Genomic DNA, 26,900 nt, shown 5'->3' on the forward strand with positions numbered 1-26,900 from the left:
TGCTTGCCACTTTGGTGGGTGGAACTTTGCTTCCGCCTGCGCCAAAGGCTCGGCGAAAGCCAAGTTTTCTTTATCCTGTTTCAAAAGATTATTCCGTCAAATTGAGGGATTCACAATCCCCTCCACCCGGATTGGATGGATTGCATCCATCTGGGTCAAAAACCGCATTCGGGGTTTGTCTGTTTTGGATTCGCCGGATTCCTGGTGTTCTTACTGGATGATGGTCCATCGTTTAGTTGTTTTTGACCACTGCTCAGTAGGGGGATCTGATTTGCGTGAGGCGGAGGAGTGCTATGTCAGTTCAAAATATCTATTTCTTGACAGATAAACAGATTAGGTCGTAAACTTACCCCTATAGGTATATGGCGGGAGGGATTTGTGTGGCATTTGCAAAAAAAATTTTTTTGTTCCTCGTAATACCCATAGGGGTTTTTCTGGCCGTTCTGACAGGTGCTTTTTCTTCGAAAATAGCGCCCGGAATGACAGAGCCGGTAACACAAAAAGTTTCCGGGATCAAGTGGGAGGAAGCGCAGAAAGTTGCTGCCAAAAACGGTGTTACATTGCCGGGGACGATTGTGGCTGACAAAGAGGCAAAGGTGGCAAGCCGTATTTTGGCATCCGTAAAACAAATCCTGGTTGCCAAAGGGGACCGCGTCAAAAAAGGGGATCCCTTGATTTTGCTGGATTCCGCACAAGTAGGCGCTTACTCAAATTTGGCCGAAGCGGCTGTACAGGAAGCGGTTGCAGCCAAGAGTCAAAGTGAGCAGTCGGTCAAACAGGCGATGGCGAACGTTCAGTCAGCGGAAGCCAAATTTCAAAATGTAGAGTCCTCTTATCGGCGAATGCTGAATCTTTATCAAAACGGGGCTGTAAGCAAGCAAGATTTTGAAGACACGCAAATGGCTTATCAACAGGCACAGGCGCAACTGGATCAGGCGCAGGCTGCTTTAAAAGCAGAACAGGCTATGCAGCAGGCCGTTTCCGCCAAAATGGATCAGGCGCAAGCTTCCTATGGAGCGGCTGTGGACAATTTAAACCAGGCAACCATCACGGCGCCGTTTGATGGAGTTGTCACCAACAAACTGGTTGAAACGGGAGATATGGCGTCACCTGGCTCCCCGTTGATTGTGATCGAGAAAGAGCCCTATCTGCTGGAGGTCTATGCGGATGAAAGGTTGGCGAAATCGATTCGAACAGGCGACAAGGTGCCTGTCACGATCGATGCGTTGCAAAGCGAGTTGACCGGAGAAGTGACAGAAATAACACCGCGGGTGGATCCGGCCAGCCGGACATTTACCGTCAAAATTCAGATTCCGAAGGATGACCGGGTGGTTCCGGGCATGTTTGGCAAGGTAATTTTTCCCGACGGGACTTCAAACGTGATGATGGTCCCGGTTTCGTCGATTGTGAAATGGTCACAGTTTACGGGAGTGTATGTAGTTGATTCGAAGAACAAAGCTCATCTGCGCTATGTTTCATTGGGTAAACAGCAAGGCGACCGAATTGAGGTGTTGAGCGGCCTCAATCCGCAAGACCAAATTGTGATAGAAGGAACAGACCGGTTAGCCGACGGAGTTGAGGTGACTAACTGATGGGCAAAAATATGGGGTTATCAGGACGGCTGGCCAAACTGTTTATCAAATCAAAACTTACGCCGTTGCTTGTGGTGGCTTCTTTGCTGCTTGGCATATTTGCCGTAATGAATACGCCGAAAGAAGAAGAACCGCAAATTTCAGTTCCGATGGTTGACGTGTTCATTCCGTATCCCGGCGCTACGGCGCAAGATGTCGAAGACCGGGTGACAAAACCGATTGAGAAAAAATTATGGGAAGTTGACGGTGTGGAATATGTGTATTCCACAACATCACCCGGTATCGCCATGGTTACGGCACGGTTTAAAGTCGGATCGAATCTCGATCAGTCGCTGGTTCGGTTATACAACAAGCTCATATCCAATCAGGACCAATTTCCGCCCGGCGTACTTCAGCCACTGGTCAAACCGAAGACGGTTGATGATGTGCCGATCTTATCATTGACGGTATGGAGCGGAAAGCAGGACGATTATGCGCTGCGCAGGATGACAGCCGTCATCGCCGACGAAATCAGCAAAATCCAAAATGTCTCAAAGGTCCAGTTGATTGGCGGCAAGCAACGGCAGGTTCGGGTGCAATTGGATCCGAACAAATTGTCCGCTTATGGAATCTCTCCGCTATCGCTTGCAGAGACTTTGAAACATTCAAACGTTTCCCTGCCTGCCGGAGAATTTGCCCACAATAATGAGCAGTTTAAAGTCCAGGCCGGGACTTATTTGGCTGATGCGGATGAAGTTACGAATCTGGTTGTGGGCGTCTATCAAAACCGTCCCGTGTTTCTGAAAGATGTGACGAATATAATCGATGGCCCCGCCGAGACAGACAATTACGTGTTGTTCGGCACCGGACAGCAGGCACCAAAAAAAGGGATCACGCAACCAGCGGGGAGTATGTTTCCGGCAGTCACCATTGCGGTTTCCAAAAAACCAGGCACGAATGCGGTCTGGATTGCCAATGACGTGGAGCGGAAAGTGCAGGATTTGAAAGGGAAAGTCATACCGGATGATGTGCAGGTAACGATTACGCGCGATTATGGCGCTACCGCAGCCGAAAAATCGAATGAGCTGATCGAGCATCTTCTGATTGCTACTGTCTCTGTCATTCTGCTGATCGGGGTCGTGCTTGGCATCCGTGAATCGTTTGTTGTCGGAATTGCCGTGCCGGTGACGCTGGCACTAGCTTTATTCCTAAGTTACATGTACGGATATACGCTCAATCGTGTCACGTTATTTGCGTTGATTTTTGCAATCGGTATCCTGGTGGACGATGCGATTGTCGTGGTGGAAAACATTCACCGCTGGTTTACAGTCGGGAAACTGCCTCCCTGGGAAGCAGCCGTGCGTGCGGTCGATGAAGTGGGCAACCCGACCATTCTGGCGACCTTTACAGTAATCGCCACTTTGATGCCTATGGCGTTTGTCGGCGGTATGATGGGGCCTTATATGTCACCGATTCCGATCAACGCTTCGGTGGCGATGTTTTTCTCCTTGCTGGTGGCGTTTATTGTAACACCTTGGTTTGCTTTGCGGTTTCTGAAGAAAAGTGTACCGCACGGCGCTTCCTTCGTATCCAACGAAGCGGGAAAACAGAGCCGGTGGGTGGTTGGATACATCAGAACCATTTCGAAACTTTTGCACAATCGAAAAAAGAGGTACCTGTTCGTATTTGGTGTGACCGGGCTGATGCTTGTGTCGATGCTGTTTTTCTATACAAAAGCGGTTCCGATGAAGATGATGCCGTTTGACAACAAGAGCGAATTTCAAGTCGTGGTTGATATGCCGGAAGGAAGCACGCTGGAAAAGACGGCGGCAGCTACAAAAGCGATCGGGGAATATCTGTCGACGGTCAATGAGGTAAGCGATTATCAGATATATGTCGGAACGGCCTCGCCATTTAATTTTAACGGTCTGGTGCGTCATTATTTTCTGCGCGACAAGGCCAATCAGGCTGATATTCAGGTCAACCTTGTCGATAAAAAGGAAAGAAAACAGCAAAGCCATGAGATTGCCAAACGGATCCGGCCCGAGGTTCAAAAGATAGGTTCCGCTTATGGCGCAAACGTGAAAGTGGTGGAGGTGCCGCCAGGGCCGCCTGTTATGTCGACGATTGTGCTTGAAATTTACGGAAATGACCGGCAGCAGCAGATGGCGGCCGCGCAACAGGCCGAGCAGATTTTTAAAGATACAAAAGGGGTCGTTGACGTGGACACGTCGATCGAATCCCAGCAGACGGAATATCGGTTTGTAATCAATGAAAAGGCACGTCTAAACGGGATTACTGACCAGCAAGTCGTGCAAACCTTGCAGACGATGCTTGACGGAACGGAAGTGGGGTTGCTGCACCCGCCAAACGAACTGGAACCGGTTGTGATCAAGCTACAGCCGCCGCGCGACAAACGTTCCAGCCTGACCGATCTGCAAAACATTCAGATCCCGACGCCGACCGGAAAACTGATTCCGTTAAGGGAAATTGCCACCATCAAACAGGGGGCGGCGGAGCAGACGTTATACCGCAAGAATCTGCAACCGGTTGTGTATGTATTCGGGGATGTAGCGGGGGGAACGGAAAGTCCTGCCTATTCGATGGCTGATATGTGGAACCGCATCGCCAACATCAAAACCGCAAACGGTGTAAAAGTGGAGCAGTATTTGACGCATCAGCCGTGGCTGGAAAACGGAGTCAAAATGAAGTGGGATGGAGAATGGCAGATCACTTATGAAGTATTTCGTGATTTGGGAGCTGCGTTTGCGGTTGCAATGGTGGTTATGTACCTGCTGATTGTCGGTTGGTTTCAATCGTTTATCAAACCGCTGGTCATTATGTCACCCATTCCGTTGACGTTAATCGGGGTCATACCGGGTCATTGGATATTCGGCGCATTCTTTACGGCTACCTCGATGATCGGTGTGATTGCGCTGGCTGGAATTATTGTTCGCAATTCGATTTTGCTTGTGGAATTTTCCATTCGCCGCCGGGAAGAAGGAGCCACTCTGGCGGAAGCGGTGATGGAAGCGGGTGTGGTTCGGGCAAAGCCGATCGTTTTGACGGCAGCCGCCGTTGTGGCAGGCTCGTTCGTGATTCTGTTTGATCCGATTTTTCAGGGATTGGCTATTTCCATGATGTTTGGAACGGTCGCGGCTACCGGATTGACCTTATTCGTTGTACCGGTTCTATTTTACGCAGTCGAAAGCAGACGGGAAAGGCGCGGAGCGAAACGGGAAGCAGTGGCGGAGGTCTCTCGTTCCGGACCGGACCTTGGGGCTTAATTTGGGTGAAATCATACCGGAGGGTCGCATTAAATACCAGGGGGAGCACGATCACCTGATGTTGCTGTTTTGCAAAGTTATACCGGATGGGGTATGGAGCGGAAAAATAGACTAAAAGGGTGTAGAACATGGAATATACGAATCCAATGAAAAATCGTCTGTGACGTATTGAAGGTCAGGTGCGTGGCGTCATCAGCATGATGGAGCGGGAGAAAAACTGCCGGGAAGTGGTCACCCAACCGACCGCTATCCGTTCCGCCGTGGATGGTACTGTAGGGCTGATGGTGGCAAGCAATCTGGAAGAGTGCGTCCGGCTTGAGATTGAGCAGGGACATGTGCCGGATCATGTCATCAAGGAAGCGGTCGATCTGTTGGTTAAAAGTCGGTGATCCCCAAAATTCAGAAAGAGAGGCTTCCTATGTTTCATTAGTCATTGGTCGTTTTCACATATAAATTTCAACAATAAAGTGCTATAATTTACATGCTTACATTACTATGAAAATCGAGAAGGAATTTATGCGCAAAATTCGGTTTGTCACTCTCACATCTGTATCCGTTCTCGGAGCAATGATTTTACTGGTCGGATGCAGCAACAAGAAAGCAGTTCCGGTCCCCTCCCCGGAAACCACGGCACAAGCGGTTTACTCAGCCAACCTGCCGACAAACGACTCCTCTACCGCAAAGCAAGGTTCGACGCAGGAGGAGAAGCAGGGGGGGGCAGATCACCAAATTGTTCATCTTGAAAATGGGGTGGAAATCGCCGCCAAGCCGGACGATATTGCCGTATTGGTAAACAAGCAGGTAAAATTGCCTGACGATTACAATCCGCCCGACTTGGTCGAACCGAAGATCCCGTTTATTTTTACGGAGAAAGACGATAGACGATTGATGCGAAAGGTAGCGGCAGAAGCACTTGAGAAGTTGGTGGCGGACGCTAAGAACGAAGGGATCCATTTAGCGGGAGTTTCCGGCTACCGTTCGTATCAAACGCAAAAAACGCTGTTTAATTATTACATCAGTGTGCAAGGTCAAGAATTGGCACGTAAATACAGCGCTGAACCAGGCCATAGCGAGCATGAGACGGGACTCGCTATGGATCTTTCCGACACCAAAGGTACATGTGCGGCAGAGGACTGTTTCGCCAATACGCCGGAAGCCAAATGGTTGGCCGACCACGCGGCTGATTACGGATTCATTATCCGGTACCCGAAAGGAAAAGAATCGATCACCGGGTATAATTATGAGCCGTGGCACATTCGTTATGTGGGGACGCAGTTGGCCAAGGAATTGACTTCGAAAGGTTTGACTTTGGAAGAATATTACGATCACAAAGCGATGGTTTCGAATTGACAGAATCAATAATTGAAAGCTGCCGGGTGTAAGCTTCCGTCAGCTTTTTTGGTCGATAGAGGATGTAGGAAATTTGCAGCGACTCAGCTTGCCGGAAAGAGGGACGCAGCAACTGCGCTTTTATGTCTGTCCCATGTAACAATGTCTCTACAAGAGCTTGGGTGGATTTTGCTGCTTGACCAAACCGCATGGGATTTTAGCGGATGTATTCCCGATGAAAGTCTGCCAGGCAAGCTGCTGCACGCTTTTACCGGTTATATGGCTGCCCCCACTATTCTCCAATTGGTTAGGTATGTGCTATACATTGCAATGATGTTGCATTTGTTGTGGAAAGGAACCCGTACTCTTGCCAGTTAAATCAAAGAGGCAAACCGCCTAAAGAAGGTTTCACAAATTTTGCCTTTATCCTGCAAGGGTTACTTTTTTATCCGTATTTTCAACTCTTATGATTTTCTAAGGTTTGACTCATAAGAATTCAGTCAATTTCTTTACTCTTAGTGAAGAAACATAGCGCTGATAGGGGAAGATCGGGGATGAGGGATTTCATAACTTCTTTATAAGTCGTATATAAGTTTTTTATTAACGATCCAACTTACTTCATTGGTTCTTCATAATTTTTTATTAGAATGTGATTGTGGGGACAGATTTTCACTAATTTCGATTTGAAGGAGGAACTACGATGTCATTGTTTAAACGTTTGCGGGATCTGACATTGTCTAATGTGTATGCCTTGATTGAAAAAGCGGAAGATCCGGTGAAAATGACCGATCAGTATCTGCGTGACATGCAGGATGATTTGGAAGAAGCGGAAAAAGCGGTGGCTGCGCAAATCGCTTTGGAAAAGAAATTTAAGCAGTTGTTTGAAGAGCAGGAAGCATTGGTCAAGAAACGCGATGAGCAGGCGCATCTGGCGGCACAGGCGAAAAATGTCGATCTTGCCCGGCGCGCCTTGGAAGAGAAAAAAACTGCCGAACGGAAAATGAACGAATACAAGCTGAGCTATGAACAAAACAGAATGGCGGCCGACAATCTGCGCGGGAAGCTGGAAGATATGCGCAAGCAGATTACGGAGCTGAAAAACAAACGGGAAACGCTGGTGGCGCGGGCCAATGCGGCCAAAGCGCAAAAAGACATCAACAAAGCAATGGCGGGACTTGGCTCGGACACCGCAATGGCGGGCCTGAAGCGGATGGAGGAAAAGGTCCTCCAGATGGAAGCGGAAGCGGAGGCCAGCGGTGAAATCTATAAGACAGAAAAATCGCTCGACGAAGAATTCACCAAGCTGAGCAAAGACAAGCAAGTTGAGGACGAGTTGGCCGAGTTGATGAAGAAATACGAATAAGGGGCAAACCGCTTGCGGCGGTTCTCCTTTTCTACTGGGTTGAATGAAGGCGGGGGAGGAATCTTGCTTGACTTGGATTAATGTGCAGGCCATGTTTGTTTGGACAGCCGCCGGAGCTCTGCTGTTGTTCATTCTGATGTCGATCGATTCCCTGTTCACAAAGTACAAAGATATTGCGGAGATTCGCAACGGGAATGTGGCTGTAACGACCCGGTTCGTGATGAAGCTGTTTGCGCAAGGGTATATTCTGTCACATTCGATTGCCAAATCGAATGACTTGTGGCAAGCGCTGCTGGCTTCGGCGGTCTCATTTGTGATTTTATTTATTGTTGAAATGGCCGTTCGTTTTGCGCTGAAAAAGGGTGTGTCGCTGGATCTTGACCAGGGTACGCAGAAAGGAAAAGTGGCCTATGCGCTTTTCGCAGGATCGTTGCATGTTGCGGGTGCCTCCATTCTGGCGGCCACCTTGTAAGTCAAAGGAAGGGAGAACGGATTGTGAGTCTGTTCAATCGCATCAAAAATATCCTGAAACAACCGGAACCGCCAAAGTCTGAGAAAAACATCCTGACGGTGGGACCTGGCGATGTGATCGAAGTTTCCCTGATAACTTACCAGATCACCGGCCGTACCCGGAATACGCATCGCAATTCGGTTTTTCTGACTTTACAGGACGGGAATAGCATTCGGTATTTGAGTATAGAAGAGCGGGAACGAACATCTTTTGCTTTGTACAGCCCGATTGACGGCCGTTTGGACTCCTTCAACGAAGTGCCCACAACGATTGAGATGGAGGGTACCGCTTACCACCTGGAGGAACAGTATTCCGGGAATGTAACGGTGGTGGGGAGGACCCCTTTTTCAAATGGGGGAGAGCAGTACGTTTGGCAGTTTCAGTCGGATGATCGCAAGCTGCTGCGTATCGAGTGGCAAGATGGTCGGTCCATGTTATACGAAGGAGAGTCGGTGCTTCCTGCAGACGTGCAGGTCCTACGTGGAAGCTAGGGGGTGTCATCATGCAGCGGCTGTCTAAATATCTGAAGTTATTGGTTGCCTTCGCCCTATCGGTCTCCCTTCTTAGCGGATGCGGAAGCCAACCGGTCAGCGCCTCATATCCATTGGAATCGGTCACGCAAAATGGGGCGGAAGCTTCCCGGGTTTACCGCGCCGAGAACAAGACGGTCCCGCAAGTGGCGCAGGAACTTGCAGAACAACGGAAGCCGCAGGAGATTTCCAAAGAAGATCCTGATCGGATGTTTCTTGTGTACCCGGATGAGTGGTACCATCTGCAGAAAGACCCCCAGAAACCAAGCGATACGCTGATTGAGGTCGACAGCAAGGAATTCGTCCGCCAGAATTACGCCCCATCCTTCCTGGAGGGGTACATTGTTGGAAGCGTTCTAAGTAATCTGTTTGATTCCTGGAATCGGTATCCGGGGACGTACCGTGGATACACAAGTAAAGACATTTACAAGCCAAACGTTGACTATCGCTCGCCTACAACACAGGAGAAAAAAGCAATTCCTCCGATCACGGTCGAACGAGGTGGATCAATCATCAAGCGTAGCGACAAGCTGAGCGGATCCGGAATATCAATTGGAGCAGACGGGAATGTTTTGAAAAAATCCCCGAGTACAACTGTTCCGCGCAACAACTCACCCCCGAAAACCAGGGTAGGGGGATTTGGGAAAATCACAAAAAGAAGATAGGGGACAACTTGAAGCAACCGACCTCTCCGTGTTTATCGGAGAGGTCCAGCCTGTAGACAAAGTTCCGCAAGGAACAAGGTCTACAGGTTTCTTGACCCATACTTGGAGTGCAACCACGGTAAAGCTCGTTTGTGCGAGGCGTGCCCGGATCCGGTTGAGTCCATATTTGCGCTTTTCCTCGCCAAACTTGCCTTCTATGGCATTTCTCTTCGTTGCATCTTGATAGGCAATCCGTTTCAGTTCCTTTGCCTCTTCGTTTCTTGACGGACGCCCCCGTTTAGGGCCTCTGAGCCGGATCTTGCGCCTTTTCCTCAACTTTTCAACTTATAGCCACAATTTGGACAAAAGGTAGCATCTTTCGGTACAGATGCATTGCAGTTGGGGCAGGTTGCCGGTTGCGGTTGAAGATTTGAACCGCAGTTGTAACAAAACTTATGAGTCGAACCATTTTCTTCCCCGCAATTTGGACAGATAATGGTCGAACCCGTTTTCGGGATGGAAGCAGGTGGTTGGGGCGGCGCATAATCGGGTTCTCGATAATGATCATTATCGTGTCCGTAATTATGACCTCCATGACCAACTAAATGACGGGAAAAATCTGATATTGCTAGCACCTCTTCTCTCACATTATGATAAGTGTTTTTAATACAATTTAGTATCTCCTTGTGTTTGATTCGTTTAACATATCTTTCTTGGGATCTTTTGAATTCGGCATGTTCAATCAGTTTGTTGTGAGCGGTCCATTCCATGCCGCCATTCCGCCTTTCAGATTGGAGACATTCTGACCCCCTCGTTGCACCAGCATCTGACTGGCCACATCGCCCATCGGTCCTGTGTGGCAAACAAAGACGACTGGCTTGTTCGAGGAAACTTCGTTTATGCGTTTCTCGAAATCTTGAAACGGTATATTGATAGCACCTGGAATATGACCCTTTGCATACAGGAATGGCTCACGAAGGTCGATGATTTGCATGTCCTTCTTTTGATTCACTAAGGGAACCAACTCAGCAGAGGTCACCATCGCATATCCTTCCCCGGAAACAGACTTCGCTTCCTGTGAACTCGACCATTGATTCCACCCGACGATTGCCCCTCCACCAAGAACCACAACCAATCCAAGAATCACTGCACTGCGTTTCACGGTCTTCCACTCCTTCCATCTATTATGGGCGAGGCTTTATCCCCTGAATACCCCATTTGCATAGGCAAGATAACCAATCGAAAATAATGTCATAATCGTTGACAGTATGAGCGTTACCAAGCCGGACTTCCGTTTCCACGATTTTGATTTCCACGCCATCATATACGCCAGAAGAAGAGATCCGATCGAAAGCCCCAAAAACCAATATTGATATTGAAAGAAAAATGCTGTCGTAGCAAATGCTATACCACTCAGACCGAGCGGCAAAATCAATAGGGGGGCAAGTCATGCCAGACAAGAAAACCATGACAAAACAAGCGCCATCTTGGAGACAAATTGATTTTTCGGTTTCAAGAATCTCACCGCCTCACATTTCGATTTGGACTATTTAGTAACGGAATGCTTTAGTTTCAGTATAATAAACAAATATGAAGATTCTATGATCAAAAATGATTTCTTAACACTATCACCTTGGTCAAACATAGGAATTCTGTACAACGTACCCAATTACAGAAAGGAATGTGAGAACATAACCCCCGAAATGACCATGGTTTCCACTGAAAAGTATCAGGCCTGAATTGAGGCATGTAGAGCGTGCCTCACCGAATGTGAAAAATGCGCTACGTCCTGTTGCCGAATGCTTCCCACTTTAGCGCCTGTGTTGAACTCTGCCGGGATTGCGCTGACATCTGCCAGTTGTCGACCCAGTTCATGTCAAGACACAGTCGCTTTGCGAAACAGGTCTGCCAACTTTGCGCAACCATCTGCGATGCCTATGCGGTTGAATGTGGCAAACAGACAATTCGACTTGCCAAAGCTGTGCGGAGGCGTGTCGGCGGTGTGCGGAAGAATGCCGTAAAATGGCGTGCCAAAACTGTCACCGGTTTGCACGCCATTTTCATTACAATATGTGTATTGAACCCTAAAACGGAACCCCTTAGAAGTTACGCTCTGCCTTATATTTCGCAGTTCGTCGCTCACTCATTTCACATATTTAACCACTACCATCAGCCCTCCCGGCTCTACATCGGTGTTTGTCGTATGATGGGGTTCGTGGCAGTGGAACACCCACTAGCCTGGATGTCGGCAATAAAGTCAATATCATAGGTTTCCCCCGGATTCACCGAGCTGTATTTACAATTAGTGGATTTTTCAAAGCATGCCCGTCCTTTGCAATCATTCGAAAATCAGGCCTGTGCAGGTGCATAGGATGGATGCCATTACTGATATTGGCCAGACGGATCCGAACCAGTTCCCCTTCTTTCACTTCAAAGGGAGTCGTATCCGGGAAAGACTTTCCGTTGATGGTCCAATAATTGTAATTCATTCCCGAGATTGAGCTTCCTGCATTTTCACCAGGCTGCTTCGAGGGCATATTCATGCCGCCTAACGGAGGTTTCTGGGGATCTTTGTTTTCCATACTGTGTTCGATCATACTGCGAATATCGCCTTTCTTTTTCAGCGGATCGAGTTGTCCCTTTGACATGCTAGGCATTCGTTCTTGACCTGTTCGTTGTCCAGCGGGCTGGTTTGGAATGTTCCATCCCCCAAATAACATGATATACTCCCGGTCGTGTTTCAACCGCTGGGTTTCATTTTGCGGATCGATGATCAGAAGGCCCCTATAACTCCTTGTCAATCTGTGGAATACTCCTAAAGTGCGAATGATACATATATGTCTTAGCAATAAATTTATATGTAAACGTCTCACCGGGTTTGATTGCATTCTGCGTGAAGGAAGGCACACCATCCATCTTGTTCGGAACATGCAAACCGTGCCAGTGAATTGCAGTCTCTTCCGGTAAACTGTTTTTTAGGATAACTCGTATGATATCTCCTTCGGAACTCCCTTTCTTACTTGGGCATCAAATCTAAACTCACACATTGAGTGTGGGCGAGTACATTATTTTTTCTGGTTCTGGTTCTGATCCTGATTCATATCCATACCCGCCATGTTTTTATCCATTTTTTGATCATTTGTTCGCACATAAATTTGCACGAAAAACAGTGATCCCATACAGTACCCTTTTGCGTTGATCCGGGAGAACGCTACGTTGGCTGACCGAACAAACAAAGACCCGAAAAGATCGGCATAATTACTGTGAATCTGTAGTGAATATATTGTGAATTCACACGAGTCTTCATAATTTCTACATATAGTGATTCTATAATAAAAAATATTTTACACACTGAGACGTATACATGTTCGGATGCGATGGGAAGGAGCGAACGCGAATATGAAGGGAATAGTAAAATGGTTCTGTCCAGACAAGGGATACGGATTCATACGTTCAAATAGTGGCGATGATGTGTTTGTTCATCTGCGGGAAGTGAAGAAAAGCGGAATGCGTCAGCTTGACGAAGGCCAAAAGATTGAGTTCGAGTTGCAACAGAGTAAGAAGGGGAAATTTGCTGTCAACCTTGTGAATTTATGGCCAATCTAATCCAACTGATGGTGTCAGAGATGACAAGGGTCAAAGCGCAAATGGAAAACAAGGTATTTATTTTATGAAAAGAGCCATACAATCATTTTCTGTCTTCCTTTACAATTGCAGGAGATCTTTCGAAAACCATCATTTGAAGGATCCCTTTTATTTTGGGGATTCAGGTATGACACATCCAGGCGATGGAGGACAATCATTTGATCCAAGACCTGCTATTGCGTTTCTTTGCTGACTATGGATATATCGGATTATTTGCGGCTCTCATTCTTGGCATTGTCGGACTTCCTTTGCCAGACGAGTTGTTGATGCTGTTTGCCGGTTTTATGGTTTCGAAAGGTGAACTCCGATTTGTTCCCACAGTGCTGGTTGCGCTTTCCGGAAGCATGATTGGGATATCCCTCAGCTATTTTATCGGATATCGGTTTGGCTTTCCCCTTCTTGAGAAGTATGGCCGGAGAATTCATTTGACCCCGGAGAAACTTGAGAAAGCCGAGCGGTGGTTCAGTCGCTTTGGCAAATTCACGGTCACCTTCGGTTACTTTTTCCCTGGCATTCGTCATATCACTTCGTTGTCTGCGGGAATCAGCAAGTGGTCTTACGGTACATTATTTCTTTATGCTTTCCCAGGGGCGCTGATTTGGGTGTTCACTTTTATTCCACTGGGCATCCACTTGCAAGAAGATTGGCGTATTGTTGCGGGAATTGTCCGGAAATTCACTTGGGGGATTGTGATTGTTGTGGTGGCTCTGGCCATGGTCGGATGGAGAATACAAAGGCGGTTAAAAAAACGACGTGCCGGATAATTTTTATTCGGAAACAGCCATTTGGTTTGCCTGAATTGTGACTGGTCTAACGTTCGGACTGTTTGTGGCGTTTTAGAAACGCTCTTACATTGTTGAAGAAGAAGGGATTGGGCCGCAAGGTCTTATTTATAGCCGTTTCGGTGAATCTCAAATGACTCGGGGTATCAGATATAAAAAAGCCGCCTTTGTCGCAGGTGCCTGCGCGCAAAGGCGGTTGTTTGTCATCATTTATTCCGGGATATTGCCCGCGTTGGGATCGACTGTAAAATTAGGTTTGTATCCTGAATACTTGACTTCTGTTACCATGCCGTTTGCCGCATGGCCGAGATCATGACAGTGGAACATCCAGTCGCCGGGGTTGTCTGCTTTAAACGCGATCACGTACTCTTCGCCCGGCAGCACGTTAAGCGTGTCTTTCATTAACGGAGCGCCTGTCACCGGTTGGCCGTTTTTGCTCAACACCTGGAAGAAGTGACCGTGCAAGTGCATCGGGTGAATGTCTTTCGGTGATTTATTGACCAATGTCACTTTGACCAGATCCCCCTCTTTTACATTGACGGGTGGAGCGTCCGGGAATGTTTTTCCGTTAATCGTAAATTTCATTCCGTTCGGCCCCGTAGCAGTGTTTAGTTCCATATTGTACTCGACGTCAAATTTGTCGTTCAGACTGAATTGACCTTTGCTTGCTTCTCCGTATTTGGTAATGTCCAAGACTGGAATTTCTGTATTATCAGGCTTTGCTTGTTGTCCGCTTACGCCTTCATACATAATCGGAATCGCCAATCCTTTTGCGCCCGGGTTTTTGCTGTGTTCTTCCAACAACCAGTTACCGGGGTTATCGGCGGTAAATTCGATGTCATACCGTTCGCCTGGTGCAATGTTCAACAATTGCCCGCCCACCAAGGGAGGATTGTTGACCGGCTGCCCGTCGGTGGATACGATTTTAAAATCGTGACCCTGCAGGTGCAGCGGATGTGAAATGTATCCGGCGTTGATCAGACGGATTCGGACTTTATCGCCTTTTTTCACTTGCAACGGTTGAATGGCAGAGCCCGACTTGCCGTTCGCCGTGTAAATGGTATACATCAGGGGCATCATTTCGGAATCGCTCATGCCGCTCATGTCCATGCCCCCCATGTTCATGCCGCCATGACCGCCTTTTGCAGTGGAACCGCCGCTGTTCATATTCATGCCTGATTGGGAGTTACCACCCATGTTCATATTGCTGTGATCCATGTTCATGCCGCCCATGTTAGTGCTACCTTTTGAATCGTTGGAGCCTGACTGGGAGGTTCCCATGTTCATTCCGCCGTGGCTCATTCCCGGCATGCCATTGCCCGGCATCCACTCATCAAGTACAACTGTGTAGTCGCGGTCCACTTTCGGTTCGTTTTTCGGCTCGACAATAAACGAGCCGTACAGGCCCATGTCCACCTGGTTCAGAGAGTCCTGATGTGAGTGGTACCAGTAGGTGCCCGGTACGTCCGCCTTGAATTGATACGTAAAGCTTTGTCCCGGCTGCACCGCGTTCATGGTCACGCCTGGAATTCCGTCCTGACTATTGGGGACAGGCACACCGTGCCAGTGGATGGTCACTGGCACGCTTAACTCGTTTTTCAGAACGACTTGAATCTGTTCCCCTTGTTTGACCCTGATTTGCGGTCCAGGAACAGTTCCGTTAAACGTCCATACGTCTTTTGTTGTCTGACCGTCGATTTGCAATTTGGCCGGTTTCGCTGTCAGCGTAAATTTGTTGCCGGTCAAAACGTCAAACGGCGGCTTTGTGGAAACGTTCTGCAATCCAGGCGTGGTCATACTGCCGCCCATGCCCGCCATTTTGGCCGACTGTACTTGTTTGTTACCGAAATAGATGGCAACGACTGCAAGGACCAAGACGGCCACAATCGTATAAATAATCGGTTTCTTTTTGTTCATAACGATCCCCTTTCTGATTGATCTGGTTAATTGGTTTTACCCATCAAACACATGATAAGGAGAAAGTATGCAAAAATTGTGCAGAACCTTTAAAAAATCTGTTAACATAAAAGCCAGTCAGTAATCTAATGGGTGGAGAGTTGATCGATGGCACGTATACTGATTGTCGATGACGAACAACCGATGCGAGAATTGATCCAATTTTATCTAGTTCAAAACGGATTTGAAACGGTTTTGGCGGCTAGCGGCAAGGAAGCGCTGTCGCAGTTGCTGGAAAATGCGTACGATCTGATGATCGTGGACTGGATGATGCCGGAGATGGATGGTCTTGAATTGTGCCAACAAATTCGACGCTTCAGTCAGATCCCGATCATTATGCTGACAGCCCGCAACCAATTGGAAGATAAGGTGGAAGGATTTGAAAAAGGGGCGGATGATTATCTGTCGAAACCGTTTGAAGAAGCGGAGCTGATCGCCCGCATTAAAGCGTTGTTGCGACGCGCTCGATCCCAACAAGCTGAGCAGGATCCGATCCTTCGTTATAAGGATCTGACGCTGAACGAGAAATCTTATGAAGTCGTTTATCGTAATCAAGTTGTTTTATTGACCGCCCATGAGTTCGAGTTGTTAAAATTTATGATGAAACATGTAGGACAAGTTTTGAGCCGGGAGCAGATGATTGAAAATGTGTGGGGATTTGATTTTGAAGGGGACAATCGAACGGTGGATTCTCACATTCGTAATTTGCGATCGAAACTGAAAAGTGCTGGAGGAGCCGATTTTATCAAAACGGTGTGGGGAGTGGGCTATAAACTGAAATGAAAAACAGACTGTTGCTGCCGCATGTATATCATGTCCACCATAAATTAGGACTCCTCTTTTTTGCTCTCTTCCTGATTTTGATTCTGGTTCTCGGGCTGGTCCTCTATCCTCTGATTCTGAAATTTTATTTCCAGCAGGTTGTTAATGAATTGATACACAGAGGCCATTCCTATGCTTCCGTTTTAAGTCAGGATTTTACGCCCGAAACACTGCATCATGTGGAGATGATGGAAAAGTATTCCGTCAGTTCTGTAGCGGTAGTCGATGCTGCTGGTGCCGTTATCGCACAATCGCAACCGGTTACAGATGCGAAACGCCCTTATCTGCAACCGATTCAAAATGGAAAGAAAGGTTCGTATGAATTGGTCGCAGCGGATTGGATCAACAACCCCTATTTGGTTGCCAAATCGCCCGCCGTCTTAGACGATAAAACAGTGGCTACGGTAGTGATGTTCACGCCAACCGAACCGATTCGTTCTGCCGTTCAATCCATGCAGCAGGTTTTGTTTGGCATCACATTGGCGGCTTTGCTTGCCTCTGCTTTGCTGATCTTTGTAATTGCAAAGGGAATTACCCGGCCGCTCGTCAATATGAAAAATGCCGTACAGCGATTGACGCATAACTCCTACCAGTTGTCCCTGACGATAAAAGGGAAAGACGAAATTGCGGAATTAAACCGCTCGCTTTTGGAGTTGGCGGACGAGTTAAAGCATTATCGGACGGAGCGGCAGGAATTCTTGGCGGAAGTGTCACATGAACTGCGGACTCCCATCACGTACATCAAAGGATATGCGGATGTTCTGAGTAAAGGCGTGATTGATGATGAAAACGAGCGGAGCAAATATATAGGATTCATTCAGGATGCGACAAATCGGCTTTACCAACTGACAAACGAACTATTTGAACTGATTCAACTGGATCAGGTGAACTACCGGGTCCATAAGCAGAAAACGGATCTGATCCAGCTTGTCAAGCAGGTGGTCAATGAAATGCAGAACGGTTTTGCCGATTCGAAGGTGGCGCTGACTGCGACATATCCGGATAAAAAAGAGTCGATTATTTTTGCGGATGCGATGCGGATTCGGCAGGTCATTTTCAACCTGCTTGACAATGCCCGAAAATATACACTTGCTGGCGGTCGTGTTGAGGTGGAAATGGCTGATTTGCCGCACGAAGTCGAAATTACAGTACGGGATACGGGAAACGGCATTCCGCCTGAAGCGTTGAAGCAGATTTGGCAGCGGTTTTATCGGGTGGAAAAATCCCGTTCACGCGAATATGGCGGAGCCGGATTGGGGTTGTCGATCAGCAAACGAATTGTGGAGTTGCATAACGGGACAATCGAAGTAGACAGTCAATTGGGTAAAGGCAGTGTGTTTACTGTCAGATTGCCGAAAGATTAAGATCGCGAGATTATTTCTCTTGATCTTCACAAAAAATGCACAATTTTATTTTATCCTAATTGTCGCGAGCAATGATTTTAAATAAACCCTAATCTGAAGTACAGGAGGTTCATTATATGAGAAAAGGAAAAGGAATTTTCTCGATTCTGCTTGTTTTTGTTGTGGCAGGAGCTCTGACTGCTTGTTCCGGAAAAACACCTGCTACGAACAACCAGAATCAGCAGCAGAATTCGAACAACTCACCCGCGACCAATCAACCACAACAAAAACAACAGGACATGAACAATATGCCGGGCATGAACAACAATAATATGCCAGGTATGGATCACAGCAAAATGCCGGGTATGAACAACAATTCAAAATAACTTCGTTGAGTCGACCCACACTTTTTTGTGTGGGCTTTTCATTACGATAACCGGGGGATTTGAACGATTATGAAATGGACTGATTTCTATATCTGGTATTCGCAATTTGCAAACTCGATTGTGGGCCCGATCGCGCAGATTTCAAGGGGAATTCCGATTCCGATTTTGGCTGCGTTGCTGCTGGGATTGGCCGGTGCGACGGCGCCCTGCCAGATTTCAACGAATATCGGCGCGATCGGTTATATCGCGCGTTATACGGGGGATGAGCAGGCCACGTTCAGGCAAACGTTCGCTTTTGTGATAGGCAAGATTCTGGCTTATACATTGATCGGCGGTACCGTAATCTTGCTTGGAACCAAAATGAATGTGATCTCCCAAAATTTGATTCCGGTGATTGGCGTGATCCGAAAAGGCATGGGACCATTGTTTGTGCTGAGCGGACTGGTCATGCTCGGCGTCTTTTCGTTTCGGAAAACGGTGGGGGAAGGGATTAAAAACAAGCTGCTGCAAAAAGTGCCGAAACAGGGGGCGTGGGGAGCTCTCTTGTTGGGGATCATATTTTCGCTTGCTTTTTGTCCCACTTTGTTTTTACTGTTCTTTGGATTGTTGGTTCCATTGGGTATTCAATCAAATGGGGGCGTTCTATTTCCGGCGGTGTTCGCGCTTGGAACCGCACTTCCGCTCTTGTTGCTGGCTTATTTCCTGGCGATAGGCGGCGATGCGCTAAAGAGGAAGTTTGTCAGACAGGCGGGCAAAATCAATCGAATCGTTGTTAAAGTGGTGGCTATCATTTTTATTCTGGTAGGGATTAATGATACATTCTTATACTGGATGTTGTGAGGAGGGAAAAGGAATTGGAACGGAAAAAATGGGGTCGTCTGTCGATCGGCATCCTATTTGCCGCTGTGTTGATCTTAATAGTCGGGGCCGGATGGCAGAATTCATCGAAAACAAAGGGTGGGGTTTCTTCCTCTGCCGATTCAAAGTCTGGCAAATCGCAGCAGGAAGTTGCCGCGATGCCCCGGCCGGGTTATCGGGCACCTGATTTTACATTGCACGATCTGAACGGGACTGCTGTGAAGTTAAGCGACCTGAAAGGCAAAAAAGTTTTGATCAACTTCTGGGCTTCCTGGTGTCCGCCTTGCAAAGCGGAAACACCGGATTTGGTCGAAATGAGTCAGAAATACAAGGATAAAGTTGCTTTTTACGGTGTCAATCTGACAGTGACGGATGATGAGGAATCGGTTAGAAGGTTTGTCAGTCAGTATCAGATCCAATATCCGATTTTGTTGGATCAGGATGGTCGGGTGGGAACACAGTATCAGACCAACGCCATTCCGATGACTGTCACAATCGATCAAAATGGTATGATTGTGGACCGACGCGACGGACAATTGTCACGGGCAGCGATGGAAGGCATGATACAGAAACTGGTAGAGAGGTAAGCATGGCGATTCTAAACAGTTATGTGAAATTGGGATTGTTGACAATCCCTGCGGCATGGCTTGGATTAATCATAGGACTTATTGGCGCGCTCTGGTTTATCAAACGGCAAATAAATGGGGCCGGATTTGACGGAGGGAAAGTTTCGGATACCATTTTTAACAGTATATTTTACGGTTTTCTGGCTGCTCTCCTGTTGCCGCTGTTCGTCATGCCGCAAGCAGTTTGGCAGCGGCCTTTTCAGGTTCTGCTTGGCGGTTTTATTCCTTACGCCGGATGGATCGGTGCGGGAGTTGGCATTGCCTATTTCGCATTCCGATTGCGCACAAAACAGGTTCCGTTACTTGTGCTGATGGATGCGTTAGTACCGGCATTTTTGTTCGGGTGGAGTTTGTACTCCTTGCTGGTGGCCGATTACGGAACACGCACCAATCTGTTTTGGGGTGTGCCTTTATCGGATGGAATCTACCACCCTGTCAATCTCTATCGGGCAATCCTGTACACAGTAACCGTTTGGTTTCTTGTCAAAAAAATACCCTTGCAGCCATTCGGGCTGAGAGCCGCATTCGGCCTTGTCTGTTTAGGGTTGGTGGGATTCCTTATTTCCTTGGCGGATTATAATCCAACCGTTTGGTTATTTTTGACTCCTGTCCAATGGGGATATTTGGTTTGCGCAGTGGTAGGGGGATTATTATATAGTAGGACAGCCCAGGTTTAGATACTGTCCTACTTTTTTCACAGTTTAATGTGTAGCAGGTCACATGCTAAGCTTGCGACACATTACGCTGTCATCTTACGACAATTCTCCGCGCACTTACGGCATGCTTCTGCACATTTCTGGCAGTGAGCGTCCTGGAACTTTGCACATTCGGTTGCACAAGCGTCACAGATGGTTGCGCAGAGATTGCAGAGTTGATGGGCATACTCGCTGTTGCGGGACATGAACCGAGATGCCATGGAGCAGATGTCCGCACAGTCGCGCAAAAGCTGGATGCAACGCGTTCTCGCTTGCATGTCAGCTTCATTGAGACAAGCGGTCAAACATGCTTCACAAGCCTCTACGCAAGTATTGCAAGTTTCGATACAGGATTGCATGGCCGTCATGTTCATCGTTGTTGCTTCGGGCATGAATTTCCCTCCTTCAATGGTAGGTTGTGTTTGAACACGTTTTATGGTTTGCAATTACAGGAGGGCTATTCACCCGTTTAAATCGAAAATAATTCATCACCTGGTGTACCGCACGATGGTAAACATCCCTCCCATGTCGGATTGATGTTCATTTGTCATATGATGCGGTTTGTGACAGTGAAACGCCCAAGTACCAGGGTTATTGGCCTTAAATTCAATATCGTACGTTTCCCCGGGAGCTACATTGATCGTGTTTTTGTAGTAGGGGATCGATAGGGGCATACCGTCCGATTCAACGACTTGAAATACGTGCCCATGCAGGTGCATTGGATGGGAGTCCATACTCAGGTTGGCCAGCCGGATTCGAACCGTTTCCCCGTATTTTACAGGGAGAGGGGCTGTAGCCGGGTATGCTTTGCCGTTCATCGTAAAATAGTTAAAATCCATGCTGGTCGGGTCAATATCAAAAATACCCGATGCTGGTTCGGAAACAGCGGGCTTCATGTCCATTTGCCTCATTTGCGTATCGCCCATTTGCATTCCACCCATCTGCATGTCGGCCATTTGTTTTCCCGTTTTTACACTCCATTCCTGCAGCAGGATCAGATACTCGCGATCGGACAGTTTGCGGTTGCGCGGGAGTGAAACCAGCATGCCCACCAAGCCCATCATCTCCTGCTTGGCGTCGATTGCGTGGGAGTGGTACATGTACGTGCCAGCCTGGTTCACTACAAAATCATATACGTACGTTTCACCAGACTTTACAACCGGACCGGCACCAATATCAGGTACGCCATCGACCGATTCAGGAACCACAAGTCCGTGCCAATGGATGGAGGTTGCTTCTGGCAGGCGATTTTCCAGTGCAATCTGGACGCGGTCCCCTTCGTTGATGAGAATGACCGGACCGGGTGTTGAACCATTATATCCCCAAGCACGAATGGTTACCCCCTTTGTCAAGGTTTGGTGAATCTCTTCCGCAATCAGATGAAATCGTTTAATCCCGTAATACGTTTGAAACGGGAGGAAGGATAAATTGGGCGCCACAATCATTGATGAAACCTCCTTTTGATTTACATCTATGCAAAAGATCTGACAGTGGCCTATTTATTAACCGAAAACACCAGCCCATTTTTGGAAAATAGGATAATGAAGGGGAGATTAAGTCAAAGGTGTATGCGTATGGGTAACTTTTTATTTGATAAGTCAGTCGTCATCACAAATTCATCACAAATCTGGACTACAATATAAAAAACGATATACGGGTTCTTATTTCGGTTGATGATCACGCTGTATTCGGTTGCCCCGGTTCCTCCATGAATTTATGAGGGGGACTGATTTGCTTTACATTTATCGATTTGCGTACGACATAGGTGGCAAGTGTGGTCGTATCTTGATCACCACTGGACTGATGGTGATTTGAAATAACGAGGTCGGCAATGCGGTGATCTAGAAGAGGAGTTGTCATGAACAAGGTACGAGTGCTTGTCGTTGATGATGAATGGAATATGCGAAACCTGCTGCGAATTTATCTTGCAAAGAACGGGTTTGAAGTGACAGATGCGACAAATGGAGAGGAAGCGCTGGAATGGATCGGCAAACAATCCTTTGATTTGGTGGTTTTGGATGTAATGATGCCGAATATGGACGGATGGCAGGTCTGCAGCAAGATCCGCGAGACAGAAAATATCCCGATTTTAATGCTGACGGCCCGTACGGAAACGAAAGACAAGGTGCATGGACTGCGGCTTGGGGCGGATGATTATCTAACGAAGCCGTTCGATCCGGAAGAGTTGGTCGCCCGTGTATTCGCTTTGTTAAGAAGAAGCCGTGTGACGGAAACTGACGATTCACAGGCGAGAACAATCCTGCATCCGGATTTGAAAATTGATCTGGAAGGCCGTAAGGTGTTAGTAAAAAATAAACCTGTCGAATTTACGCCAAAAGAATTTGACCTTCTGTATGTGCTGGCCGCCAATCCGCAGCGAGTATTCACCCGCGACAATCTGCTGGAAAGGATCTGGGATCTCGACTATTTGGGAGACGTCCGGACAATCGATACACATGTCAAAAATGTACGGGAAAAAGTCAGAAGGGCAGGCTTGTCTTATGTTCCGATTCAGACCGTGTGGGGGGTCGGGTACAAATTTCAAGAACCTGAGGACAGCAGATGAGATGGAACCGAATCGTTTTTAAAATAAGCGGTCTCATTTTGCTTCTTTTCTTTGTTGTGCTGCTGCCTTTGGAATTTGTTATGGACCGGATCTTTACCGGATTCTATGCAGGTCAAGTCCAATCGGAAATCGACCGGCTGGCAGGCCGATATGCGCAATCTATTGCTGCTTCCGGTGAGATGATGACGGTTAGCATGATTGAAATGATGGCCGGATTTTCCGATATTAAACTGTATATTACCGATTCGGATGGACAAGTAGTTGCGAATTCCGGTGTACCAGGCATGCCGAAAGGAAGCGTTTTGCCTGATGCAGACAGGAAAACGTTGTTGGCTGGCGGAACGGTACATAAAGAGTATGAAGATCCCGTATTGAAAACCCGGTTCCTCGTATCTGGAAAACCGATCATGGCTGGAACCCACTTTTACGGGAGTGTATATGTGCTGGCATCTGTGGAAGGGATTGACCAATCACTCACAAAAGTGCGAGGGCTGATCATTCTTTCCGGTATCGGGGCCGTTTTTTTGGCACTCGGATTCACGTATGTCCTTTCGCGCAAATTGTCCGATCCGCTGGTTCAGATGGAGCAGGCTACTCGGCGGATCGCGAAAGGAGATTTGAACGCACGGGTGGAAGTGCTGTCTCGGGATGAGGTGGGTTCGCTTGCACACGCGATTAATGATTTGGCAAAGGATTTGCAGATGTATCGTGACACTCGGAGCGAGTTTTTTGCCAACATTTCCCATGAGTTGCGAACGCCGGTAACCTATCTGGAAGGATATGCAAAAGTGTTGAAAGAAGGTCTGTACCAGACAGAGCAGGAGAAGGAACAGTACCTGGATATCATGTATCAGGAATCGCTCCGGTTGTCCCGGCTGATTCATGACCTGTCCGAGCTTTCCAAGATGGAAGAAGGAAAAATCGAACTGCAGCTGGAGTGGATTGATCTGGGAGAAGTTCTGGAAAACTCGCTTCGCAAAACGGCCTTGAAAGCGAGACAAAAAGGGCTTTTAATAAATAGGCACATGGAAGGCGATTTGCCGTTGGTTTATGCGGACGGTTTACGAATGGAACAGATTTTTATCAATCTGATTGACAATGCGGTTCGATATACGGAAGCAGGCAGTATTCAAATCCAACTGAAACGGATTGAGCCAAATCAATTGATGGTTACGGTGGCGGACACTGGCATGGGGATTTCGGAAAGCGAACTTCCCCATATTTTTGAACGGTTTTATCGGGTTGAAAAATCCCGTTCCAGAGAGTATGGTGGAAGCGGATTGGGATTGGCGATTGTCAAAAATTTGGTTGAACTGCAAGGCGGAACCATCACGGTATCCAGTCAGGAGGGACTTGGCACCTGTTTTGAGATGCGGTTTCCCACTGAATCTGACAATCAAACGGGGGAGGGGTCCGCGTGAAACGCATGGAATGGTTGTTTGTGCTCATCCTCGTTGCCATCGGGCTGTCCTGTCTGACCATGTCGGCAAACGTTATAAGTGGTCTTAATTCGTTTCACGCCTATTTGCACACGATGCTTCAAATTTGCGTCTGGGCGGTTATTCCGGTGATTGTTGCAGTCGTAATTTATCTGATTATCCGAAAGAAAGGGGATTCTTAACATGCAGAAATCCAGACGGGTTTTTCATTTGTTTACAGCGATGTTGCTGGGAGGTGCCATCCTGTTGGCGGGCTGCGGGACAAGCAGCACGAACACAGGAAACAATGCTGCTGCAGGCAACAATACAGGTACGGGCAGCGGCGGGGATATGACTTTGCAAGATATTCACGGACTTGCCTTTTCTTCTGATGGGAAACAACTGTGGGTTCCCTCTCATGACGGGATTAAAATTTATGAGAATGGTCAGTGGAAACAAGCGGAGGGTCCCAAAAACGATTACATGGGGTTTTCGATAGTAGATAAAGGTTTTTACAGCAGCGGTCATCCGGGGACCAGATCCGATCTGAAGAATCCGTTGGGGATTGTGAAAAGCACAGATGACGGAAAAACGGTTGAAACGTTAGGCATGTCGGGGGAATCGGATTTTCACGTTATGAGTGTCGGCTACCAAACGCATGCGATTTATGTGGATAATGAGCATCCGAATTCAAAAATGAAAGGATCCGGACTCTTTTATTCAAAGGATGAAGCCAAAACATGGACACAAAGCGAAGCACAAGGCGCAACCGGAACATTAACCAGTATGGCAGTACATCCTGCAAAGGAATCGGTTGTTGCGTTGGGGACCGATAAAGGTGTTTATCTGTCAAAAGATTATGGACAAACGTTCGAACAAATTCTTTCGGATGTACAGGTAACCACGCTATATTTCAATAAACAAGGAAATCTGTATGTGGGAGGAACTAAAACAAAAGCTGTTCTCCTGCTGTTGAACCCGGACACGAAGCAAACCACTGAAATAAATATCCCGGAACTGAACAATGACGCTGTCGCTTATGTTGCGGAAAATCAGAAGAACGAACAGCAGATCGCATTTGCCACCTACAACAAAAATGTCTACACTTCTTCCGACGCCGGAAAAAGTTGGACCAAAATCGCAAACCTCGGGAAAACGGTTTCGAAATAAAACTTCATAAATACCACTCAGAATCATCAAAGATTAAACAAACTCGTTTTCTATACTGAAACTGCGAAGGAAAATTTAAATTCAATGTGAATGGTATGCAGAATATGATGCAAAATAGTGGCAACATGCAGAACATGATGAATGCGATGAATACACCGGAAGGGCAAAACATGATGAACGCATGTGTTAAATTCATGCAGTCGTATAATGCAAGCAACGGCAACCAAACGCTGAATAACCAGCCGCAAAACAATCAACAGTAAAACCGACAAAAGCCGAGCAAGCCGCCATTTCGTATGGCGGTTTTGCTGCAGGAAGGGCAGGTGATGGTATGAGCAAATGGTTTCCTAAACTGTATGATACGCTGATGAATCCTCTGGAAGAACGGGCGTTTCGCGCCATTCGTAAAAATTTGATTGAAAAGGCGCGGGGACATGTACTGGAGATCGGTTCCGGCACCGGTTTCAATTTCCCTTTTTATCAACAGGCGGAACAGGTTGTGGCGATTGAACCGGAACCGTTGATGCGGCAACAATCAATACAACGTGCGGCAGAGGCACATGTACCAATCGAAGTGCTGGCAGCCGGAGCGGAGAAGTTGCCTTTTCGCGATGACTCGTTCGATACGGTTGTTGGAACTTTGGTGTTATGCACCATCCCGGATCCTCTTCTGACATTGAAAGAGATCAGGCGGGTATGCAAGCCGCAAGGACAGGTCCTGTTTTTTGAACATGTTCGATTGGACCATGCGGTTCTTGGACGATTGCAGGATTGGTTGACACCCGTCTGGAAACGGCTGTGTGACAACTGTCATCTGAATCGGCAGACGCTGGAATTGATTCGGCAGTCCGGGCTTAAGGTGGTATCTGTTGAAAAACATTTAAAGGACATTTTTCTGGTGATTGAAGCTGTGAACAGTAAATAACCGGTGGTATGCCCGTATTGTGATTTTGTGAACGGGGAACCATATAAATGCCATTTGCCCCATCCGGGCGAAAGCCTTATATGAGGATTTTGCAGATTTTGGGCGAATGGCGGTTGACTGATTTGAATTAGTTGAATATAATTTTATACACATACAGGGTATGGGTATTGTGTGTGAGGAAAAAGATTATGAGGAGGCGATTGGAATGGCAGACGTTGTAACATTGAAGGTAGAGGGCATGACTTGAGGCCACTGCAAGGCTTCCGTGGAGAAGTCTCTGAATGAATTGAATGGGGTTGCTTCCGTAAACGTCGATCTGGAAAACAAATCGGTTAAAGTGGAATATGATGCGTCAAAAGTGAAAGTGGATGCCATGAAAGCAGCGATCGAGGATGCGGGGTACGACGTGGTCGGCAACGTGTAACGTTGGAGGCGGCCGCTGGAAGGCCGCTTTTTCTATCATAATGCGACAA

Annotated in this window: 31 protein-coding genes and 1 pseudogene; 24 read left to right on the forward strand and 8 right to left on the reverse strand. The window is 47.4% G+C overall.

Annotated elements, in window-relative coordinates:
* The first annotated feature begins 380 nt into the window (after nucleotides 1–380).
* The 8 genes from skT53_RS16930 to skT53_RS16965 all read left to right on the forward strand — a co-directional run bounded on the left by skT53_RS16930 (nucleotide 381) and on the right by skT53_RS16965 (nucleotide 9,256).
* Complete coding sequence (locus skT53_RS16930) at nucleotides 381–1,592, forward strand: efflux RND transporter periplasmic adaptor subunit (protein WP_200758957.1); 1,212 nt, start codon at nucleotides 381–383, stop codon at nucleotides 1,590–1,592.
* Nucleotides 1,592–4,858: an efflux RND transporter permease subunit gene (locus skT53_RS16935; protein WP_200758958.1), complete on the forward strand. Its 3,267-nt coding sequence runs from the start codon at nucleotides 1,592–1,594 to the stop codon at nucleotides 4,856–4,858. The genes skT53_RS16930 and skT53_RS16935 overlap by 1 nt, the downstream gene beginning before the upstream one ends.
* Before the next feature lie 167 nt (nucleotides 4,859–5,025).
* Entirely contained in the window at nucleotides 5,026–5,247 is a 222-nt protein-coding gene (locus tag skT53_RS16940) for a metal-sensing transcriptional repressor (RefSeq protein ID WP_226375465.1), read from the forward strand.
* A 127-nt stretch (nucleotides 5,248–5,374) separates the two neighbouring features.
* On the forward strand, nucleotides 5,375–6,208 hold the full coding sequence (locus skT53_RS16945; RefSeq protein ID WP_200758959.1) for a M15 family metallopeptidase: 834 nt from the start codon (nucleotides 5,375–5,377) through the stop codon (nucleotides 6,206–6,208).
* 679 nt (nucleotides 6,209–6,887) lie between these two features.
* Entirely contained in the window at nucleotides 6,888–7,550 is a 663-nt protein-coding gene (locus skT53_RS16950; protein WP_200758960.1) for a PspA/IM30 family protein, read from the forward strand.
* Between the two features lie 67 nt (nucleotides 7,551–7,617).
* Complete coding sequence (locus tag skT53_RS16955) at nucleotides 7,618–8,022, forward strand: DUF350 domain-containing protein (protein ID WP_200758961.1); 405 nt, start codon at nucleotides 7,618–7,620, stop codon at nucleotides 8,020–8,022.
* Nucleotides 8,023–8,045: 23 nt separating this feature from the next.
* Nucleotides 8,046–8,552 (forward strand): DUF4178 domain-containing protein, encoded by a 507-nt coding sequence (locus skT53_RS16960; RefSeq protein WP_200758962.1) that lies wholly within the window; start codon nucleotides 8,046–8,048, stop codon nucleotides 8,550–8,552.
* Nucleotides 8,553–8,563: 11 nt separating this feature from the next.
* Nucleotides 8,564–9,256, forward strand: coding sequence for a DUF4247 domain-containing protein (locus tag skT53_RS16965; RefSeq protein ID WP_200758963.1), 693 nt, complete (start codon nucleotides 8,564–8,566; stop codon nucleotides 9,254–9,256).
* Between the two features lie 102 nt (nucleotides 9,257–9,358).
* Here skT53_RS16965 and skT53_RS16970 read toward each other — a convergent pair.
* The 3 genes and pseudogenes from skT53_RS16970 to skT53_RS16980 all read right to left on the reverse strand — a co-directional run.
* Nucleotides 9,359–9,553 (reverse strand): annotated as a pseudogene (locus skT53_RS16970) (transposase); the annotation flags it as partial.
* Nucleotides 9,554–9,567: 14 nt separating this feature from the next.
* Nucleotides 9,568–10,005 (reverse strand): zinc-ribbon domain-containing protein, encoded by a 438-nt coding sequence (locus skT53_RS16975; protein ID WP_200758964.1) that lies wholly within the window; start codon nucleotides 10,003–10,005, stop codon nucleotides 9,568–9,570.
* Nucleotides 9,978–10,397, reverse strand: a complete 420-nt coding sequence (locus tag skT53_RS16980; protein WP_200758965.1) for a rhodanese-like domain-containing protein — start codon at nucleotides 10,395–10,397, stop codon at nucleotides 9,978–9,980. The genes skT53_RS16975 and skT53_RS16980 overlap by 28 nt, the downstream gene beginning before the upstream one ends.
* Nucleotides 10,398–11,182: 785 nt before the next feature.
* Between skT53_RS16980 and skT53_RS18660 the strand changes: the two genes are divergently transcribed.
* A complete protein-coding gene (locus tag skT53_RS18660; protein ID WP_226375266.1) occupies nucleotides 11,183–11,323 on the forward strand; it encodes a four-helix bundle copper-binding protein in 141 nt (46 codons plus the stop codon).
* Nucleotides 11,324–11,517: 194 nt separating this feature from the next.
* Here the strand turns inward: skT53_RS18660 and skT53_RS16990 are convergent, their stop codons facing one another.
* Both skT53_RS16990 and skT53_RS18665 read right to left on the reverse strand, forming a co-directional pair.
* Nucleotides 11,518–12,036, reverse strand: a complete 519-nt coding sequence (locus skT53_RS16990) for a multicopper oxidase domain-containing protein (protein WP_226375267.1) — start codon at nucleotides 12,034–12,036, stop codon at nucleotides 11,518–11,520.
* Nucleotides 12,020–12,229 carry a multicopper oxidase domain-containing protein gene (locus tag skT53_RS18665; RefSeq protein ID WP_226375466.1) on the reverse strand — a complete coding sequence of 70 codons (210 nt, stop codon included), beginning with the start codon at nucleotides 12,227–12,229 and terminating at the stop codon, nucleotides 12,020–12,022. The genes skT53_RS16990 and skT53_RS18665 overlap by 17 nt, the downstream gene beginning before the upstream one ends.
* A 405-nt stretch (nucleotides 12,230–12,634) precedes the next feature.
* Between skT53_RS18665 and skT53_RS16995 the strand changes: the two genes are divergently transcribed.
* Nucleotides 12,635–12,841 (forward strand): cold shock domain-containing protein, encoded by a 207-nt coding sequence (locus tag skT53_RS16995; RefSeq protein WP_200758966.1) that lies wholly within the window; start codon nucleotides 12,635–12,637, stop codon nucleotides 12,839–12,841.
* Between the two features lie 197 nt (nucleotides 12,842–13,038).
* Complete coding sequence (locus skT53_RS17000; RefSeq protein WP_226375268.1) at nucleotides 13,039–13,644, forward strand: DedA family protein; 606 nt, start codon at nucleotides 13,039–13,041, stop codon at nucleotides 13,642–13,644.
* Between the two features lie 228 nt (nucleotides 13,645–13,872).
* On the opposite strand, the gene skT53_RS17005 is transcribed toward skT53_RS17000, so the two are convergent.
* Nucleotides 13,873–15,579: a multicopper oxidase family protein gene (locus tag skT53_RS17005; protein ID WP_404828899.1), complete on the reverse strand. Its 1,707-nt coding sequence runs from the start codon at nucleotides 15,577–15,579 to the stop codon at nucleotides 13,873–13,875.
* A 147-nt stretch (nucleotides 15,580–15,726) separates the two neighbouring features.
* Here skT53_RS17005 and skT53_RS17010 point away from each other — a divergent pair, with 147 nt between their 5' ends.
* The 6 genes from skT53_RS17010 (at nucleotide 15,727) to skT53_RS17035 (ending at nucleotide 20,330) form a co-directional block, all read left to right on the forward strand.
* Entirely contained in the window at nucleotides 15,727–16,401 is a 675-nt protein-coding gene (locus skT53_RS17010) for a response regulator transcription factor (protein ID WP_200758968.1), read from the forward strand.
* Complete coding sequence (locus skT53_RS17015; RefSeq protein WP_200758969.1) at nucleotides 16,398–17,804, forward strand: HAMP domain-containing sensor histidine kinase; 1,407 nt, start codon at nucleotides 16,398–16,400, stop codon at nucleotides 17,802–17,804. Before skT53_RS17010 ends, skT53_RS17015 begins: the two co-directional genes overlap by 4 nt.
* A gap of 116 nt (nucleotides 17,805–17,920) precedes the next feature.
* A complete protein-coding gene (locus skT53_RS17020) occupies nucleotides 17,921–18,169 on the forward strand; it encodes a hypothetical protein (protein WP_200758970.1) in 249 nt (82 codons plus the stop codon).
* Between the two features lie 69 nt (nucleotides 18,170–18,238).
* On the forward strand, nucleotides 18,239–19,009 hold the full coding sequence (locus tag skT53_RS17025; protein ID WP_200758971.1) for an urease accessory protein UreH domain-containing protein: 771 nt from the start codon (nucleotides 18,239–18,241) through the stop codon (nucleotides 19,007–19,009).
* A gap of 14 nt (nucleotides 19,010–19,023) precedes the next feature.
* Nucleotides 19,024–19,614 (forward strand): TlpA family protein disulfide reductase, encoded by a 591-nt coding sequence (locus tag skT53_RS17030; protein WP_200758972.1) that lies wholly within the window; start codon nucleotides 19,024–19,026, stop codon nucleotides 19,612–19,614.
* A 2-nt stretch (nucleotides 19,615–19,616) separates the two neighbouring features.
* A complete protein-coding gene (locus skT53_RS17035) occupies nucleotides 19,617–20,330 on the forward strand; it encodes a hypothetical protein (protein ID WP_200758973.1) in 714 nt (237 codons plus the stop codon).
* A 62-nt stretch (nucleotides 20,331–20,392) separates the two neighbouring features.
* Here the strand turns inward: skT53_RS17035 and skT53_RS17040 are convergent, their stop codons facing one another.
* Together skT53_RS17040 and skT53_RS17045 are read right to left on the reverse strand one after the other, a co-directional pair.
* On the reverse strand, nucleotides 20,393–20,740 hold the full coding sequence (locus skT53_RS17040; protein ID WP_318978570.1) for a four-helix bundle copper-binding protein: 348 nt from the start codon (nucleotides 20,738–20,740) through the stop codon (nucleotides 20,393–20,395).
* A 96-nt stretch (nucleotides 20,741–20,836) separates the two neighbouring features.
* Nucleotides 20,837–21,793 carry a multicopper oxidase family protein gene (locus skT53_RS17045; protein WP_200758974.1) on the reverse strand — a complete coding sequence of 319 codons (957 nt, stop codon included), beginning with the start codon at nucleotides 21,791–21,793 and terminating at the stop codon, nucleotides 20,837–20,839.
* A 413-nt stretch (nucleotides 21,794–22,206) separates the two neighbouring features.
* Between skT53_RS17045 and skT53_RS17050 the strand changes: the two genes are divergently transcribed.
* The 7 genes from skT53_RS17050 (at nucleotide 22,207) to copZ (ending at nucleotide 26,851) form a co-directional block, all read left to right on the forward strand.
* The gene (locus skT53_RS17050; RefSeq protein ID WP_200758975.1) at nucleotides 22,207–22,914 is read left to right on the forward strand and encodes a response regulator transcription factor; all 708 of its coding nucleotides are present in this window, start codon (nucleotides 22,207–22,209) and stop codon (nucleotides 22,912–22,914) included.
* Nucleotides 22,911–24,335 carry a sensor histidine kinase gene (locus tag skT53_RS17055; protein ID WP_200758976.1) on the forward strand — a complete coding sequence of 475 codons (1,425 nt, stop codon included), beginning with the start codon at nucleotides 22,911–22,913 and terminating at the stop codon, nucleotides 24,333–24,335. The genes skT53_RS17050 and skT53_RS17055 overlap by 4 nt, the downstream gene beginning before the upstream one ends.
* Before the next feature lie 5 nt (nucleotides 24,336–24,340).
* Nucleotides 24,341–24,535: a hypothetical protein gene (locus skT53_RS17060; protein ID WP_226375468.1), complete on the forward strand. Its 195-nt coding sequence runs from the start codon at nucleotides 24,341–24,343 to the stop codon at nucleotides 24,533–24,535.
* 1 nt (nucleotide 24,536) lies between these two features.
* Nucleotides 24,537–25,502, forward strand: a complete 966-nt coding sequence (locus tag skT53_RS17065; protein WP_200758978.1) for a F510_1955 family glycosylhydrolase — start codon at nucleotides 24,537–24,539, stop codon at nucleotides 25,500–25,502.
* 104 nt (nucleotides 25,503–25,606) lie between these two features.
* Nucleotides 25,607–25,765, forward strand: a complete 159-nt coding sequence (locus skT53_RS17070; RefSeq protein WP_200758979.1) for a hypothetical protein — start codon at nucleotides 25,607–25,609, stop codon at nucleotides 25,763–25,765.
* A gap of 68 nt (nucleotides 25,766–25,833) precedes the next feature.
* Nucleotides 25,834–26,427: a class I SAM-dependent methyltransferase gene (locus skT53_RS17075; protein WP_200758980.1), complete on the forward strand. Its 594-nt coding sequence runs from the start codon at nucleotides 25,834–25,836 to the stop codon at nucleotides 26,425–26,427.
* A gap of 205 nt (nucleotides 26,428–26,632) precedes the next feature.
* The gene (gene copZ, locus skT53_RS17080) at nucleotides 26,633–26,851 is read left to right on the forward strand and encodes a copper chaperone CopZ (RefSeq protein ID WP_264175977.1); all 219 of its coding nucleotides are present in this window, start codon (nucleotides 26,633–26,635) and stop codon (nucleotides 26,849–26,851) included.
* Nucleotides 26,852–26,900: the final 49 nt, after the last annotated feature.

This window comes from Effusibacillus dendaii (assembly GCF_015097055.1).
Taxonomy (GTDB): domain Bacteria; phylum Bacillota; class Bacilli; order Tumebacillales; family Effusibacillaceae; genus Effusibacillus; species Effusibacillus dendaii.